Raw genomic sequence first — 16,343 nt, 5'->3', positions numbered from 1 at the left:
GGTGGGCGGCGAGCTGGTGGTGTAGCCAGGCGGGGAGCTGGGCCAGGGCGGGGCCGGCGGCTTGCAGCTGCTGGAAGCGGGCGGGGCCGTCGGGCAGCAGGCCGACGAGGGCGCGGGCCAGGGCCCGGGGGGCGGCGGGGGTGGGGCGGCCGGTGAGCGGGTCGTGGCCCAGGGCGTGGGCCAGGAGTTGGTAGGGGGCCTGCTGCTGGGCGGCGTGGGCCAGCAGGGCCACGGCGGGCGCGAGCGCCGGGGGCACGGCGGCCAGCAGAGCCGGGGCCGGGGCGGGGGTGGGCTGGGCGGCGGGCTTGGGGGCCGGCTTGGGAGGAAAGAAGGGCTGGGCTGCGGCGCGGCGGCCGGCGGGCGCGAAGAAAGGCTGGGCGGGCCGCAGCGTAGGCGTGTAAGCCGGCTTGGCTGGCTCGGGCGTGTTTTGAAGCGGGGCAAGCATAGGGCACGAAAGCCATGCCCCTTCAACCGGGAGGCACAGCCGATACGAAGGTGGCAGCCGGGTAGCTCCCCGGCCAACTGCTGCCACCCAGTAGGCCAGGCTTTTGCCGTTACTCACCGCGCCCGCTACTGCCATGCCGCCGCCCGCTGCCGGCCGCTTCGCGCCCCCGGCGCTGCGCGGCTGGCCACCCCGCTCCAAGCCCTCCCCAAAGCAAAGCAGCGTGGCCCCGGGTGGAACCACGCTGCCTGGCGCGCCGGGGTGGCCGGCCCCTACCCCGGGGCCCCGGCCTGCCGGGCCAGCTGGTAGTGGTAGGGGTAGTCGCGGGCCACGCGGCTTTTCAGCTGCGCCGTGTTGTCGGGGTGGCGCTTGGCCCCCGACAGCAGGTGCGTAAAGTAGGGGGCCTCGTGGCCGGAGAGCACGTAGCTCACCGGCACCTCGTGCTCGTGGCAGTACACGGCCGCCAGGTACTGCTCCAGCAGGATGTTGAAATCGTAGAACAGCCCGCCGACGTGGACGTGGCCGGCCCGCAGCCCGGCCAGCATGGGCTCGTTGGCCGGGTGCTCGAGCAGGGCGAAGGCCGCGTCGCAGCAGGCGGCCACGGTAGCCAGGTCGTGCCCGCCGTAGATGCCCGCGTTCAGGGCGCGCACCTTGGCCCCATGCCGGGCCACGTGCCGGCGCATAAAATCGGGCAGGTAGCCCGCCTCACGCAGGCAGTGGGCCAGCACGCCATCGTAGCAGTCGTAGTCTTCCTCACTGCTCTGCGCAATAATGGCCGCCCCGGCCAGGCGCGGCGGCAGGGGGGCCCACAGGTAGGCATCGAGGTCAATGTGTACGAAGGGCACCGTCTGACGGCGGTAGGTAAGCAGCTTGCTGGCCATCCAGAGGTGGGGCGGGTACGGAAAGTAGTCGAATACCACGTGTACTTCGTCGAAGGGCAGCTGCAGCTGCTCCAGCAGCCGCGCCCCCCGCGAGTCGGTATACAGCACGGCCCGGCCCAGCTGCTGGCGGGCCAGCAGCACGCTCAGGATGCACGAGCAGCGAAACGCCTCCGCGTCGGCAAAGCCCGCGTGCGGGTTTTGCGCATCCATAAATTTGGTACAGAAAGAAAAAACAGCTTGCATACGAGGGGGGCTGCCCGGGGATGGGGTAAAAAATGCCGGGCTACGCGCGCAGCCAGGTAAAGCGGATATCGCTGGCGTAGGCCTCGTAGCTGCCCGGCGCACGCAGCAGCAGGCTGGTAATAAGCGCATCGCCCTCGGTGGGCGGGTAAAAATCGGGCCGGGCCGGCACGCGCAGGTAGGCCACCGTGCCCGCCTCATTTGCCCCAAAAAGCTCGGTCGAGTTGCCGCTCGGCGAGCGGTGGGAGCCTCCCACGTAAGCCACCAGGCCCGTGGCCAGGTTGCGCCCGTACACCGTAAGCACCTCGCCGGTGCGGCCCGCCGCTGGGCTCACCGAGGCCACGGCCGGCGTGCGCGGGCCGGGGTAGGTAGCCAGCAGGCCGGGGTTGATGCCCGCGTAGCCATCGCCTCCCCCATATACGCCCACCACGGTGCCCGGGGCCGCGCTGCCGTAGGTGCCGGCCGGGTAGGCGTAGTGCACGTAGCCGGCCCCGGCGGGGCTACCCCCCGCCGGCCGGGCCAGCAGCCAGGCATTGACCTCGGCCTGGCTGCCGAAGGCCGGGTGCTGGCCATACTGGTTCGGGCCAATGGGCACGAAGGCCGGGGCCAGCCCCCGGACGGCGGCTGCCACGTAGGCCGCCACCGGGCCCGACACGGGCTTGTCGCGGTCGGCCGTGTTATCGGCCAGGCCCAGGCCCAGGTCGGCCTTGGTAATACCCAATAGCTGCTTCCAGGTGCCGGGGCCAGCGGCCCGCAGCCAGTCGCGGCCGGCCGGGCTGGCATCGCTCAGCTGCGCGGCGGCCACGCTGGTGGCCGGCCCCCCCAGCAGCGAGGTGCTGCCATCGGCGGCCACCACCAGCACGTTGCGGTACGTGGGTGCAAACCCCGCCGCGCCGCCGCCCAGCACGGTGGCCGTACCCCGCAGCACCACCACGCAGTCACTGATTGTGAGTCTGGTAGCCGCCGTGCCGCCTGCTATCACCGGCTGGTCGGGCACGCCCCCCAGCACCGAGTGGCTGATGACGACCTGCTGGTTGGGCTGCGCGGGCACCTGGCTGATGCGCCCGATGGTGCAGCCCGCGAACACGTAGCGATTGAAGGGCGTGGCCCCGGCCCCGCCGAAGGCGAGCGCCTCCAGGTAGGCAGCCTGCGTCACCTGCACGTCGTGCCCATCGCCGCTGCCCGCCGGGTCCAGCTGCACCGCGCCCGTCACGCGTCCCCCCGCCAGCCGAATGCGGCGTGAAGCCCCGCCCCCGCCCAGCACGGCCGAGCTCAGCACGGCCTCGTGGGCGGCTACGGTATAGTCCTGACTGGTGAGGTACAGGGGCGCGGCCAGGCTGTTGCGCAGCACCAGCAGGTGGTGCGCCACCGTGGGGGCATCCGTGGGGCTGTGAAGGCCCAGCGCGGCTGGCGTGGTGTATAGCGGCACGGCCCCGGCGCGATACACGATGGCCGCCGCCTGCTGCCCGGTGGCCACCAGCCCGGCCGCCACGCCGGCTTGCTCTTTTTGCGCCAGCAGCCCGCTGGCGGCCTGCTGGCTGAGCACGGCGGTGGGCGAGTCGCCGGCTTGCTGGGCCAGGCGCAGGGGTAGCAGGTCGGCCGGCAGCTGGCGGTTGGCATCGAGCATGGCCGCCTGGCTGAGCTGCGTTTCTACCGCTGTGCGCTCGGCCTCGAGGTGGCCCAGTAGGGTAGTGAGAAAGCCGCGCAAATCGGCGGCCGACGTATTGCCGCCCTGGTCGGCACCCCGCACGGCGGCGTTCAGCGCCCGCAAAAGTTGGTCGTAGGAAAGAGACATGAGAGAAAGAAGGCTACTGTTTTTTTGACAAATTTCCTTTTCCCGACCGCACTTATCGCTACCCGCTTTCGGGCCTAACCCGCACTTACCCAGCGCTCTTAACCCTAGTCACGGCAAAACTACCCGTTACTATCCCAGGCCGGGAGCCTTGCCCTACGCCCGGCCGGGCGTTGCTCCGGCCCCCTGGCCTCCGGCGTATGGGCCCGCCGGGGGCCAGGGGGCCTTATGCGAGGGCAGCTGGGTGTCAGGCGCTACCTGCCCGTTAGCGTCGCCCTTTCTGGCAGGGCGAGCCCGGCTGCCCGCCGCCCGGCGCGGGGCGGGCACGGCGGCGCTACGGGTGTGGCTACCCCGGGACCGGGTCATCAAAGGGCCTTTTTCTAGTGAGTATTTATCGCCAGGCAAAAGCGCTAGGAAAATGCTCGGCAGGCAGAAGAAATTTGAGACAAAGAGCCCCGGGCTATTCTTTTTTTTAATAGCCTTTACCGCTTCCCTTCTGCCTCGGGGCGAGTGTTTTAGGTAGGCACCAAACGAGCCGGGCCGCTGGCTTGGCCCGGCTTCCGCACGTCGCCTCGGAGGTGCCATACGGCGGGGCGGCTGGCGGGTTCTGCCCACGGCCGGCCCACCGCTCCGCCAGCGGCCGGGCTACTCTTTATGCAGCATTTATACTCCATTACCACCCTATGACTACTCCTTATAATTATCCCCGCGCAGTCGCTGCCACCCGGCTGCCCGCCAACGAAAAGCACACCCCGGCTCCGCTCCTGACGGACGCCCGGCGGGAAATACTCTTTGCCCGGGCCGAGCCCACCGAGGCGCTGCCCCGGGGGCTGGCCCCCGCCTCCCTGGCCGGGCAGCTGCGCCTGCTGGAGCTGCAACTCGCCAGCCTGACCCGCGAAATCGATGGCCTGCGCACGCAGCTCGCGGCCGTGGCGGCCGGCCCGCAGCAATAGGCGGGCCAGGCTATTTTATCCCTATTTGTTTTATGAAAGTGCATCATTTACGCGAATTTTTACAGGATGCCCGTGGGGTATTCAATGCCTTTACACTCACGGCCCTGCAAGCGGGTTTCACGCTGGTTTCCGCGCCGCTGGTAGTGCGGCTGGTGGGCTGGCACCCGCTCACGCACGATGAAACCGGGGCCCTGGTCTTGCTTTATTGCCTGGCGGCCTTGGGCGATGCGGCCCTGGGCATTTTTCTCCACCGGATGCCGTCCACGCTCATCCAGGATACGGGCGGCGGCGACGCCTCGCTGGCGGCCGGGGCCGAGGCTTCCATTACGCTGCCGGGGGCCCCGGCCGGCCCGTCGCCCCGCGTCGACTAGCCGCCCGGGTTTTGCCATGCTAGGCTTTCTGCGTTTTCGCTTGCCCATTTGGGCTATGCTGCTGCTCGGGGGCGGGCTCCTGGGTCTGGGGGTATGGGCCTGCGCCACCGGTGGGGGGCCGCGCCTGCCCACCGCCCCGCCCCAGCCGGCGGCCGCCCTGCGCCAGATGGCCCGCGACACGGCCCGCGCCGCCCGCGCCCGGGCGCACGGCCAGCGCGCCGCCGACTCGGCGCGGGCCGCCGCGCAGCGGGCGGCTCTTCTGCACCTTCATACTCATCGCCATGCGTCGCTTCGTCCTGCTGCTGATACCAGTGCTCAGCAGCTTCAGCAGTTTTTCTCAGCCTACTAGCATCAGCCTCTCCGTGGGGCAGGCCCGCCGCGTGGCCGACTCGTTGGCCGTGTTGCCCTGGGTGCGCCGCGAGGCGGCGGCCTGGCGGCTGGCCAGCCAGCGCTACGCGCAGGCAGCCGACTCGCTTGGGCTGGCGGCTACTTCCTACCGGCAGGCGCTGCAAGCGCAGCAGCAGGTCTTCGCCACCCAGCAGCAGGCGCTGGCCGCCGAAGCCCAGCACACACGCTACTGGCGGCAGCGCGCCCGGCGGCGGGGCTTGCTTGGCTGGCTGGGGCTGGTCTTGGCGGGGAGCGCCGGGTACTGGCTGGGCCGCTAGTCGGGCCACTTCGCCGTGCCAGGCTGGTGCAAGCGTATCAGGCCGCACTACACGCTATTTTTATTCATTAACTTGCTGATTTTAAATAATTTTTATCAATGGCTAGCTTCGATGCTTTTTACCCTCGCCTGCTGCGGGCCGAGGGGGGCTACTGCCACCTGCCGGGCGACAGCGGGGGCGAAACCTGGTGCGGCATTGCCCGCGCGTACTACCCCGGCTGGCCTGGCTGGCCGTTGGTAGATGCCGCCAAGCGCCGTCTTGGGGCAGCCAGCCCCGTGCTGGCCGGCCGGTGGCCGGGGCTCAGCCGGGAATTGGCCACCGATGCTCGCCTGGCCGAGCAGGCGCGGGCCTTCTACCGGCGGGCATTCTGGGATGCGCTGCGGCTAACTGAGCTCAGCAGCCAAGCCGTAGCCGAGCAGCTGGCCGACCACGGCGTGAATGCCGGGGTGGCGCGCGCGCCGCGCCTGCTCCAGTATGCGCTGCGCCAGCTGGGGCAGTCGGCCCTGGCCGAGGATGGGCTGATGGGCCCGCACACCCTGCGGGCCGCCAATGCCGCGCCCGCCCCCGCGCTGCACCAGGCGCTGGTGCAGCTGCGGCGGCAGTTTTACCGCTTTCGGGCGGGGGCGCTGGTGCTGGCCGCCCCCGACCCGCTCGCGGGCTTGTTTGCACGGCTGCGGCTGCACCCCGATGCCAGCCAGGCCAGGTTTCTGGCGGGTTGGCTGGCTCGCATCGAGGCCCTGCCCGCCTGCGCCGGGGCCCCGCAAGCCTGAAGAGCAAGCTGAACCAGGGGCTTGGGCCCGGCTGCTACTCGCTTTTACTACCGCCCGGCCAGAAACTTTGGCCGGGTACTATATGGTACCCTGCCAGCGCGGCTTGGCTTGGCTTAGCCAAGTGCGTCGACCGGGGGTGGTCACTATTAGCAATATTTTTAATTTCAACTACTTATGCCTCTTAAAGACCTTGCGCGGCTACGCGCCGAAATAGACCAGGCCGTGCACACCAACGGCCCGCTGGGCCGCACTACGGCCTCCGGCCTCAACCAGGTGCTCCTGAGTTTGGCCACCGAGCTTACGACCCTGCCCCAGGCCCTGCGCGGCGAAACCCTGCGCACCCTCGACTACGCGCAGGTAATGCGCCAGCAGCAGGCCGGCGAGCTCCAGCCCGGGGCCTACTACCTCATCGGCAACCGCCCCGGCCCCGGGCTGAGCAGCAGCGGCCGCGTGCTGGCGCAGGCAGTGGCGGCCGACGCGCTGGCCCGCGAGGCGGTGCTTTGCACCCGCGTGCCAGACTACGAGCGCCCGCTCTGGCGCACCAATTTTTTTGAGCAGGGCCCCGCCACGGGCACTACCTACGAGCTGACGGAAAGCCCCTTCACTGGCATCGTGCCGCAGGAAACGGACTTTGTGGATTATCGCCTCGATGGCGACGACAAGGTGGTTGTCGCCCAGTTGCCGTTTGCGTTTGAGTTTGGAGGAGTGTCGTACGCGGAGGTCGCGGTCGACAGCAACGGCCGGCTGGTATTCGACCCGGCCTACTTCCGCTCCGAGTACAACCAGCAGGCGCTGGCCCCGGGCTACGCCTCGGTGTACCTGTGCTGGGGCGACCTGATAGTGAGCCCGGGCACGGTGCGCTACTTCACCACCGGGCAGGCACCCTACCGCAAGTTTATAGTTGACTACCAAGACACTATTCCCCAGACTGGGTATCCGGCGTTTAGCTTCAGCGGTATTTTCAGCGGGCAAATCGTGCTGGAGGAAACCACCAACGTCGTCACGCTGGGCTTCTCGGCAAACACGCTCACCGAAACCACCTGGGTGCAGGGGCTGCGCTACCCGCAGCAGGCTTATCAAATCGACCAGAACCGGGCGTTACGCAGCGGGGTGCTGCATCGCTTTGCCCCCATCACCAGCCGGGGGGCCGTGGTGCCGGCGCTGGCGGCCAGCCCGGTAGTGCGCTGGCTGGGAAGCACCTGGCAGCTGGCCCCGGCCGGCGATGCCCGCCAGGAGCCCGGCACCGGCGCGGCCTGGGTGCCCGCCACCGGGGCCGGCGCGGATGCGTTTGGCAACTCCGTGCCCTGCTACGACGCCGTTCGGTACGACCTGGCAACCGATACCATCAGCCAGCGCCGCGACAAGCAGGGCAACGTGCTGCGCGACAGCTCACTGGCAGGCTTTCCCTGGGGGCACCCGGGGGTGCGCGGCAACTTGCTGCGCGCCGTGGTGCTCGACAATAGCCTGCACTACGTGGAGGGGCTCTGGTTTTGCGACAATACCCTGGAGCGGGTGCGCCTGGAGGCCGTGGCGCTGGCCGGCGTGCCCTTTGCCCGCAACCGGCTGACCGATGTGCAGCTGCGCCACTACGCGCCGCGCACGTTTGAGGACGTGGAGGCCACGCAGGGCCTCGACCCCGGCTTTACCAACTGCGCGGGCCGGCGCTTCTGGCAGGGCCAGCTGGTAGAAGAGCCCGCGCAGGTGGCCAGGGAGCTGCTCGGCAACGTGCTGCATCGCCAAAGCCAGGTAAACTGCGTGGTGTATCGCAATGGCCAGCCCACGAGCTACCGGCTGCCCGACTTTACGCACCCGGTGGGCTCGGTGATGCCCGCGCACGACCGCATTGACTTAGTGGGCGACTGGACGACCAAAACGCTGTTCCTCCGCAACTACGACTTCACCATCAACGGCAACGGCGTGGTAGCCCGCGACGTGGCCATCGGGCGGGGCTCGACGGGGATGCGCGTGGCCATTTCCGACCTGACCGTGACCGACTACCTGGATTTCAACGTTACCAGCCCGCTCCTGACCAGCCTGAACCTCAACCCCGGGGCTGCGCCCACGGCGGGCATGAACGTGACGCTCACGCGCTGCAACATCAACCGGCTGGCCCTGGCGGGCGTTAATTCGGCGGCCGGCGTCGGCATCAATCGCTACTCGGTCGACTACTGCACCATTCGGCGCATCGAGCGCACAGGGGCAGCCTCCGGCACGGTGCATCGCTTTGCGCACTGCGTATTCGGGCAGGGCCTGGCGGAGGGCTCGGTGTTTGGGGGCAGCGGGCCAGCCACGGCCAGCGCCCTGGTTATCGCCAACTCGGTCATCAAGCTGGCGGGCACGGCCACGCTCTACGACAACAACACGCCCCCGGCGCAGCTGCCCACGTTTGAGAACGTAACCCTGCTTGCTGCCGACGGTACCGTGAGCCGCCTCGATACGCGGCCGCTCGCTCTGGCGGCCACCGCCGCCGGGCTCGAAGTGCTGGCCACGGCCACGCTGCGTGGTGACCTAGGCAGCGGCGGCTTCTACACCGTGCCCCTCAGCGGCACCGGGCTCGATGTGCGGCCGGCGGGCACTGCAGGCGGCTGGGACCAAGCCGCCAGCGCCTACGTGGCCCCCCTTAGCGGCACCTACGAGCTGGCGGCCAAGGTGCGCCTGCACGATGACAGCGGCCCGGTAGGCAGCAACTATGCCCTCGGCACCGGCCCCAGCAACCAGGACGGCGAATGGGTGAGCTGGAACACCATCTGGCAGACCAACGGTACCAACCGCAAGGGACACCAGCACACCTGCCTGCTGCACCTGAGCGCGGGCGAAGCAGTGCATACTTACATGTACCTCGATGGCTTTGGGGGCACCATCTGGGGCGAAATGTCGGTGAAGCTTCTGCGCCGCGATTAGCACATCCCTACTCCGGCACTCGGCCATGCTGGCCGCCCCGGCACTCGGCTGCTGCCCGCCATAGTGAATGGGCAAGCCAGCACGGCTATCCAGCGCGGCAGCGAATGCGTTTTTCGGCAATTTTCCTGCTTTAGCGGGGTTTCGAGTGCTGCTACACCACCGGCCCCGAAAACGGCAAGTCTACTATTTTGCCCGGCTCTGAATGACTACAAAGCAATGGCTGACAAGCTGGTGATAGTGGAAATTTACTAATAATAACTGGAAATTTACCTGCTATTCAGGCGTTGATGGCCAGTACGGCCAGAAAAGGCCCGGCTACAACTAACCGCCGCGTTGCTTCTTGCTAACGCGTTCGTACAGCACACCAGTAACCTGCCCGGCCGGTGCCGGGTAGCTACGAACCCCCTTTACCCACACTGCTACTCTTACGCTCCCTCTTCGGAGCCTTCTGCTTTTGCTGCTTGCGGCCATACATTTTATATATATGTTCATCAATACTTTAAACGCACTTCATGGTTGTACTCCTAAGTAGTTTTATGCACGCCTGCCTACGCTTCCTCCTTCGTTTGCGACGGCGGCAATACACCCTTTCCGCGCTTGCCCGGCCGGGCAAACCAGCCTTGTCCTCGCACTGCGGGGAGTTTGGCCCTGCTTCCTCCTTCGGGCGGCGCGCTGGCCGCGGCTTACGGAGCGCGCGCTAGCACCAGTAGCCTTCTGGCGCGGCGGCGCTGCCCGGCCGGGTGCGCCCCTATCTACTATTTCAACGCCTGATGCCGCACCCGCTGGGGCTGGGTGGCAGGAGAGGTATGCCCTCTTGCCACTACCGGCCGTAGTGTCCGGCTTCGGGGCTTTCGCCCTAGCTGGTGCCGCCGGGCCATACGCTTGCTGCTTACCCCGGGCCTGCCATCCGCAGCCTCCGCTGCCTGCCCCGGCATCCTTCCACTTGGCCAATAGCCTGTATCTCCTACTTCTAAAGCAAGCTTAAGCAAATGTCAGAACTTAACATGACCGTCCGCCAAAAAAACCGTCTTCGCCGCAATGAGCGCATCCGACAAGCCTTCCGCCAACGCTACACCGAGGTGCCGCGACCCCGAAAGTATAGCAGAGAATACATATTATCCCAGATAGCCGACGAATATTGCCTGGCCGTAGCCACTATTGAAGATATTATCTACGCTAAAGTCGATATGGCTTTGTACACGTCCGCGGCTGCTGTGCATAGCAAGCGACAGTAGGCAAAGGGCTTAAAAATATGGCAGATACTTACTCCATAACCTCTTCAGCCGCACGGGCGTCCTCCCCTGGATGGCGCTCGTGCGTGCTTTTCTTATACACAAACCTGTAGTGGCGGCGGGGCAGTGGCGAAACGCAACGTAGCCAGCTGCTCCACGCGTGCGCGGCCGGCGCGAATGCGCCAAAGTAAAGCCGCCGCAGAGTATTCTGCGGCGGCTTTTTAGGCAAGGGTGGGAGGCCGGGTTGGCGCAGCCCAAGGCTGAGAGGGGCGTCAAGCAAAGTTGGCGTCGCGGGTGTACACGGTAGCACCATCAAAATATAATGCCTTGTCGCCATTATCATTAGGGTCGGTAGTATTGGCTGGCTTCTGCACCATAAACTGGTAGCGGCCGGCCGGCATGCCATGCACATGCACGAGGCCGGGGCTACCGAGGCGGCTGTAGTAGCTCTGGCCCATGAAATTGTTATCGTAGTTGGCATCGGCCTCGGGGCGGTCGTCGGAGCGGGGGGCAGTAGCTCTCCATACCCAGCTAAGGCAGTAGGTACCGAAGGGCGCGCCAAACGGCACCCAGTCCGAGTTGGTTTCGCTGTCGAGGGCGCGCATAAAGAAGCGGATTTGGCCACTGTCCTCGGCCGCGCCCCAAAAGGCGATGCCCTCGCTGGGGTCGCCCCCAAAGGTAATCACCTGGGTAGTGAGCGTGGGCAGGGCTTCGGTGGGCACCACGGCCGCCCGGTGGGTTACGGTGTTCTGATAAGAGCCCCCCGGCCACTCATGATTGGCCTTGAACCAGGTGCCGGCGTAGGTGAAAAACGAGTAGTCCTGGTCGTCGTAGCGCAGCGTGCGCAGTGGGCCGAGCACTATGGGCGGCCGGGCAATGCGCCGCCGCAGCGCGTAGTAGTAGCTTAGCTTGCTCATGGCAGCCGGGAAATGAGGTAGCGAATCTTGCCGGTGCTGGCCACGCGAAAGGCGTAGCTCAGGCGCTTGCCCGCCTCGTAGGCGCCGCCCTCCAGCTCAAACGTGTCCGGGTTGAGCTCGGGCGGCGTGGCGCTGGCCCCCAGCTCGGCAAACACCACGGCCCCGCGCTGCGCCCCTGTCACATCTACCGTAAACGTGCCGCTGGCAATGGGCGGGTAGTCGGCATCCTTGGTGAAGCGCACCACGCTGCCGCTTTCCTCGTCGGAGTTGTCGAAGGGCACGCTCGTGCCATCGGGGTACACCAGCGTGCAGTTGACGAATTGCAGCCGCGCCGGCGAAGAGGTGCCCCGGCCCAGCGTAACCCCGGCGTTGAGGTAAATGGTGGAGTTAGTTACCCGGCAGCGCAGGTCGGTGGGGCCGTAGTAATCAAATACGCTGCCGCCCGTCAGCGACTGGCCGAGCGTGCAGCGGTCAAACTGCACGAGGTGACCAGGTTTACCAAAGTAGGCCGCTAAGCGAGACATGCGGCCGATGTTGCAGTTGATGAACGTGTGGCGGTCGTTGTTGCCGTTGTTCTGGGACTGAAAAATCTCGACCGCCCCGATGTAGGGGCTGTTGAGGATGCGGATGTTGTGGCCAGCCCCGGCTACCCCACCATCGCTGTCCGACTCAAACGCGTACAGGCTGCTGAGAAACGTTATGCCGTCGATTTCCATGTTGCGCGGCGTGCCGCCCGCCGCGATATATGCCCCGCCGCTGACCACTGCCCCAACGCCTTTGACGCGGTAATCCATCCAGCGCAAACCCAGCTGCGAATTGATGTAGCCATGCAGCTCCAGCAGGTCGTGCGGCGTTCGGTCATTGGTGTAGGGCGTGAAAATATCAAGCCGCTGGCGGGTAACCTGGCCCTGGTGATAGACCACGCAGGGCTGGCCCAGCGTGTCCTTGATAGCCTGCGCCACGTAGTCGGGAAAATCGCCGATGCGTTGCGCCTGGTTTGCCAGCTCCTGGGTGTGCTGCTGCTGGGTGGGCAAGTCGCCGAAGCGCTCATCTGCTTCCGGCCGCGTGTACCCATCCGGGGCGCTGGTGCCTTCGGCTACGCCCACGGTGCTGGCCACCGGGTTCCAGCCGCCGGCGGTGTCTTGCTCAAAAACGACGAGGTCGAAGGCTTGCAGGTCTATGTTGGGGAAGCTCAGCGCCCGCTGGGCGCTGGCTTGGCCATCCACTACTGTTTGCTCGATTGCTACCGTGCCGCCCAGCTCGGCGGCGGGCGCTAAAATTATATCCGCCATCGCTTAGTACGTGTCGAAGGTGAAGATTAGAGAAAAATCCGGCGCGGCGGCCAGGCTGATGTTGCCCACGTACACGTTGGCATAGTAGTAGAACCGGCCGAAGCCCGCCGGCCGAAACTGGTTTAGCTCGGGCTCGCCCGCGTCGATGCCCGTCATACCGCCGCTGCTGGCGCTGGCCGAGCAGGTGCGGGGGGTAGTGGAGTTGAGGGCGAAGCACGCTAGGTCGATACCGGAGTCTTTATTTTTGGTCAGCATAGATACCTTGACCTTGCCACCCGCCGCCGCTGCCGGCGACCGGAAGGTGACGCTGGTAGGAAAGGCGCGGAACTTGAAGTAGGCCGCCCCGTGCTCGTTGAAGAGCAGGTCGCGTTTGGTAATGGTGACCGTGCGGCTGGTGGCGGTGGCCGGCAGCTGGTTGCCCTTCCAGATGAGGGCATCCTCGGAGTAGAGGGTGGCCGGGTGGCCGGGCGTGAGCACGCGGTGGCCCTCGTCGTCGCGCACCGTTTTGATGTGCGTCCAGGTCACGGTTTCGCCGGCCGCCAGGCGCGGGCCGGTGTAGCTGGTGCGGAAGATGCCCCCCGGGGCGTTGTTGCCGTACTTGGTGAAGCGCGTTTCGAGAATGCGCCCGCCCTTGGCCCCGTCCACCGTGAAGAGCGGCGTGCCGGGCGCGGCGCACTTCCACAGGCCAAACTGCTGCTGGTTGTCCGAGCCATCCCAGCGCTGGACAATGCAGCCGTCATCGTCTACCTCGCTGAGGTAATACTCCCGGTAGGCCGCGATATCGATGTAGGCACTCGCCCGGTTGGTGGCCCCAAACGAGTTGCCGCCGAGGCGGAACTCCTCCACGGGCTGCGCGCCCGAGTAGTCCTGGATGCAGGCGTCGGCTTCCTTTTCAATCGTGGTATCGGTCGATACGTCGTACAGCGCATAGGCTTGGGCATGGCACGCCACCCCGCGAATGTCTACCGTGGGCGCGCACACTTGGATGGAAGTATCCGACTGCCCGCCCTGCCAGCTAAAGCCCCCGCTGCCGCCGCCGTTGCTCACCAGGCCGTGGGCGTGTACCTGGATGAAAGAGAGCGGCTTGTGGCGGCTTACGAGCTTGTCGAGTTCTACTTCGCCCACTATTTCCACGTCTTCGGCCTCGAAGGCTCCGGGGCACTCGGTGGGCGTCAGGTTGCCGATAAGCCTGACCTTGTGCAGGCGCACCAGGTCTTTGGCCACCATCGCAAACGCCTCGTGCGTGCTGCGCGCGGCCACCAGGGTGCCATTCTGGAAGACAAGGCGGGCGGGAATGCGGTGCAGCGGGTGGTCGAGCGAGTGTACCCGGCCCACGCCCGAGGGCGCGCCGCGGGTGCCCGTGTAGTCGGGGTAGCTGCGCAGGTAGTCGAATTGCAGCGGCTGGCTCAGCTTGAGCCGCTGGTTGGGCCGGTCTACCGACAAGATGCGGGTCGAGCCATCCTCGAAGTGGCGGGCCCCCACCGGCTCGCCCCGAAACACGGTTTCCTTGGCCCAGGGCAGCACGAAGGCTCCCGCAAACCACACGTTTTCGTCGTCAAATGCGCCTGCCTCCAGGGCCGTCAGCTCGGTGTCGCCCGCGTAGGCATCGGCCAGCAGCACCGGGGCGATGTACTCCTTTGCTCCCGCATACCCGGCCACATTGCGCTGAAGCATCACCCCATTGAAGATGCTGCGCCCCAGCATGTTGTCCGGGCCGTCGTAATCGCACACGAGGGTGCTGCCGTTGAGGTCCACGGTCAGGTCGTTGAGGTCGGCCGCCCAGCGGTTGTTTTTGTAGGCTACTACGCCGCCTTTGGGCATCAGCAGCCGCACCTTGGGCTGCTGCCGAAAGGGCAGCGTGGCCAGCTCGTCGCGCACGGCCAGCAGCTGCGGCCCATTGTCGGTGCGAGGCCCCTGCAACTTGTAGGCGGCATCGAGGCGAGCATCGTTTTTCACCCCGCGCCCCGCCAGCTGCACCAGCACGCCTTCGCGCAGGCGCAGGCCCACCCGGTACTTGCCCAGCGTGGTGGCATGGCCGGCTGGCAGCAAAAATTCAACTTGGCCAGCTGCTTGTCGCACCAGGCTCAGCAGGGGCAGGCTGCCGCCGGCAGCGGGCGCGGGAAGTGTGGGGGCAGCGGCCGTAAAAAGCAGCTCGAACGCGCCGCCTGTGTGCTGGTAGAAGCTCCCGGTCAGGCGGTCTACGGCCAGGTCGCCGGCCAGGCCCAGCGTGGCGGCGGGTGGGCCGCTGGTGTAAAAAATCTGGCTGCCCCGCGCCCGGGCTTCCAGCAGCGCAAGCGCGGCAATCATCTTGGCCTGAAAGGCGCGCAGGTCTTGGGCCGGCATGCGCTGGCCCGATGCCAGCAGCTCCTGCATACTGCGCGTCAGGTCATTGGTGAGTAATGACATAGGGTAATTGAAAATCAGTTTATTGAACGAATACCCCGGTGCGGCTCGGGTGCGCCAGCCAGGGCCCACCGCCAAGGCGGCACCAGTGAAAAGCACCGGGAAAGACTGGTGAAAGCCTGCGCAAATATTTCGGCGACAGACCCGCCTTTCACCATTTGCGCGCGGGGTAAGTCGCACTTGCACAAGCATCCTTCTGGTAATAGCGGCAAAATGCCCCGCTACTGCCGCTGGGCTCGCTGCTGGCCATTGGGGGCCCGGCCACCCCACCAGAAGGCGCACTGCCCCCGGGCTTTGTGGCAATGGCGGCGCCTGGTAGCGCCCGGCCCCCGGCTGTCCGGGCTGTCGGGCGGGCTCCGCCGCTCCCGGCGGCCATTTTGCAGGCCGCTGGCCCCGCCCTACTGCGCCTCACCCAGACCTGGCTGGCGCTGGGCCAGGACGTGGCCCGCTTCGTCGTGCGCACCGAGGCCGCCCTGCTGCGCTGGCTCGTCGCCTACGATAACCCAAGTAATAACTTCTTGGAAAAGTAGCAGTAACGCGTGTTTTATGCCTCAAGCATGAGGCGCTTTCGGGCCAGAAAGCAACAGCGGCGCAGGGTAGAAACTGAGGCAAGTCACTGGACTGCTTCCAAAGCAAAAGATTTATAGCAAAGGGGTAGACTCTTACTTGGTGGGCAAACCTGCTGCACAGTGAAAATTTGCTGATGTTGAGTTAATGTTAAATCGCTCAGCTAATAAGGAGTGATAGTGCAGAATTTCATGCTAGCTACATACCTTCGACCCCTGGCGAAAAGCCAAGGATTTTTTTAGGCCTTTTCGTCTAATTCTTATTCTTAATCATCTATGTTTTATGCAAATACACTTACCTGCTAACCGGCTTGGCCGGTGGCTGGCGGGGGTAGTAGTGGCCGCCCTGGTCACGTTTGATGCGCAGGCGCAGCTTGCTGGTACCAAGACTATTCCAGGCTCGTATGCCACCCTGGCGGCGGCTATCACCGACCTCAACGCGCAGGGCGTGGGCGCGGGCGGCGTCACGTTCAACGTGGCGGCGGGCTACACCGAAACGGCGGCAAACCTGCTGATAACGGCTTCGGGCACGGCTGCCAGTCCCATTGTATTTCAGAAGTTGGGCACTGGGGCCAACCCGGAGATTACGGCGGCGGCGGGTACGGGGGCGCTCGATGCCATTATCGGTTTTTCGGGGGCCGACTACGTGACCCTGGACGGCCTGAGCCTGGTCGAAAACGCGGCCAACACCACGGCAACCACGCAAATGGAGTTTGGTATCGCGCTGTTTCGGCCTTCCCCCACCGACGGCTGCCAGTTCAATACCATTCGCAACTGCCAAGTGACGCTGAGGCCAATACGGCAACGTTTGGCGTGTATGGCGCGGCTACTGCGGCAGCCTCGGCCACAGCGGTGGCGGCTACCGCGCCGAGCGGCGCTAATACCGGCAATAAGCTGAATGGCAATAGTATAAGCAAC

Annotated in this window: 13 protein-coding genes and 1 pseudogene; 8 read left to right on the top strand and 6 right to left on the bottom strand. The window is 66.1% G+C overall.

The features are described from left to right. From VFO93_RS11605 to VFO93_RS11595, 3 genes and pseudogenes are all read right to left on the bottom strand, one after another. Positions 1-445: pseudogene (locus VFO93_RS11605) on the bottom strand (hypothetical protein); the annotation flags it as partial. A gap of 269 nt (positions 446-714) precedes the next feature. Further along, on the bottom strand, positions 715-1,566 hold the full coding sequence (locus tag VFO93_RS11600; RefSeq protein WP_325134536.1) for a DUF6734 family protein: 852 nt from the start codon (positions 1,564-1,566) through the stop codon (positions 715-717). Positions 1,567-1,606: 40 nt separating this feature from the next. Next, positions 1,607-3,358 (bottom strand): hypothetical protein, encoded by a 1,752-nt coding sequence (locus tag VFO93_RS11595; protein WP_325134535.1) that lies wholly within the window; start codon positions 3,356-3,358, stop codon positions 1,607-1,609. A gap of 680 nt (positions 3,359-4,038) precedes the next feature. Between VFO93_RS11595 and VFO93_RS11590 the strand changes: the two genes are divergently transcribed. From VFO93_RS11590 to VFO93_RS11565, 6 genes are all read left to right on the top strand, one after another. After that, on the top strand, positions 4,039-4,308 hold the full coding sequence (locus tag VFO93_RS11590; RefSeq protein WP_325134534.1) for a hypothetical protein: 270 nt from the start codon (positions 4,039-4,041) through the stop codon (positions 4,306-4,308). A 32-nt stretch (positions 4,309-4,340) separates the two neighbouring features. Further along, positions 4,341-4,679 carry a hypothetical protein gene (locus VFO93_RS11585; RefSeq protein ID WP_325134533.1) on the top strand — a complete coding sequence of 113 codons (339 nt, stop codon included), beginning with the start codon at positions 4,341-4,343 and terminating at the stop codon, positions 4,677-4,679. A 55-nt stretch (positions 4,680-4,734) separates the two neighbouring features. Beyond that, positions 4,735-5,028, top strand: coding sequence for a hypothetical protein (locus tag VFO93_RS11580; protein ID WP_325134532.1), 294 nt, complete (start codon positions 4,735-4,737; stop codon positions 5,026-5,028). Beyond that, positions 4,961-5,344 (top strand): hypothetical protein, encoded by a 384-nt coding sequence (locus VFO93_RS11575; protein ID WP_325134531.1) that lies wholly within the window; start codon positions 4,961-4,963, stop codon positions 5,342-5,344. The genes VFO93_RS11580 and VFO93_RS11575 overlap by 68 nt, the downstream gene beginning before the upstream one ends. A gap of 98 nt (positions 5,345-5,442) precedes the next feature. Beyond that, complete coding sequence (locus VFO93_RS11570) at positions 5,443-6,114, top strand: glycoside hydrolase family 108 protein (RefSeq protein ID WP_325134530.1); 672 nt, start codon at positions 5,443-5,445, stop codon at positions 6,112-6,114. 174 nt (positions 6,115-6,288) lie between these two features. After that, entirely contained in the window at positions 6,289-9,015 is a 2,727-nt protein-coding gene (locus VFO93_RS11565) for a hypothetical protein (protein WP_325134529.1), read from the top strand. A gap of 1,504 nt (positions 9,016-10,519) precedes the next feature. Here the strand turns inward: VFO93_RS11565 and VFO93_RS11560 are convergent. From VFO93_RS11560 to VFO93_RS11550, 3 genes are read right to left on the bottom strand one after another with little or no spacing between them, the layout of a single operon-like run. Next, a complete protein-coding gene (locus VFO93_RS11560) occupies positions 10,520-11,164 on the bottom strand; it encodes a hypothetical protein (RefSeq protein ID WP_325134528.1) in 645 nt (214 codons plus the stop codon). Beyond that, the gene (locus VFO93_RS11555) at positions 11,161-12,456 is read right to left on the bottom strand and encodes a hypothetical protein (protein ID WP_325134527.1); all 1,296 of its coding nucleotides are present in this window, start codon (positions 12,454-12,456) and stop codon (positions 11,161-11,163) included. Before VFO93_RS11555 ends, VFO93_RS11560 begins: the two co-directional genes overlap by 4 nt. Before the next feature lie 3 nt (positions 12,457-12,459). Then, entirely contained in the window at positions 12,460-14,862 is a 2,403-nt protein-coding gene (locus tag VFO93_RS11550; RefSeq protein WP_325134526.1) for a hypothetical protein, read from the bottom strand. Positions 14,863-15,236: 374 nt separating this feature from the next. On the opposite strand from VFO93_RS11550, the gene VFO93_RS11545 reads away from it, so the two are divergent. Both VFO93_RS11545 and VFO93_RS11540 read left to right on the top strand, forming a co-directional pair. Continuing rightward, entirely contained in the window at positions 15,237-15,389 is a 153-nt protein-coding gene (locus VFO93_RS11545) for a hypothetical protein (RefSeq protein ID WP_325134525.1), read from the top strand. Between the two features lie 319 nt (positions 15,390-15,708). Further along, entirely contained in the window at positions 15,709-16,323 is a 615-nt protein-coding gene (locus VFO93_RS11540) for a hypothetical protein (RefSeq protein WP_325134524.1), read from the top strand. Positions 16,324-16,343 lie beyond the last annotated feature (20 nt).

The organism is Hymenobacter sp., assembly GCF_035709525.1.
Taxonomy (GTDB): Bacteria; Bacteroidota; Bacteroidia; order Cytophagales; family Hymenobacteraceae; genus Hymenobacter.
The sequence above is the reverse complement of the archived record's forward strand: the minus strand, read 5'-3'. Positions and strand labels throughout refer to the sequence as shown.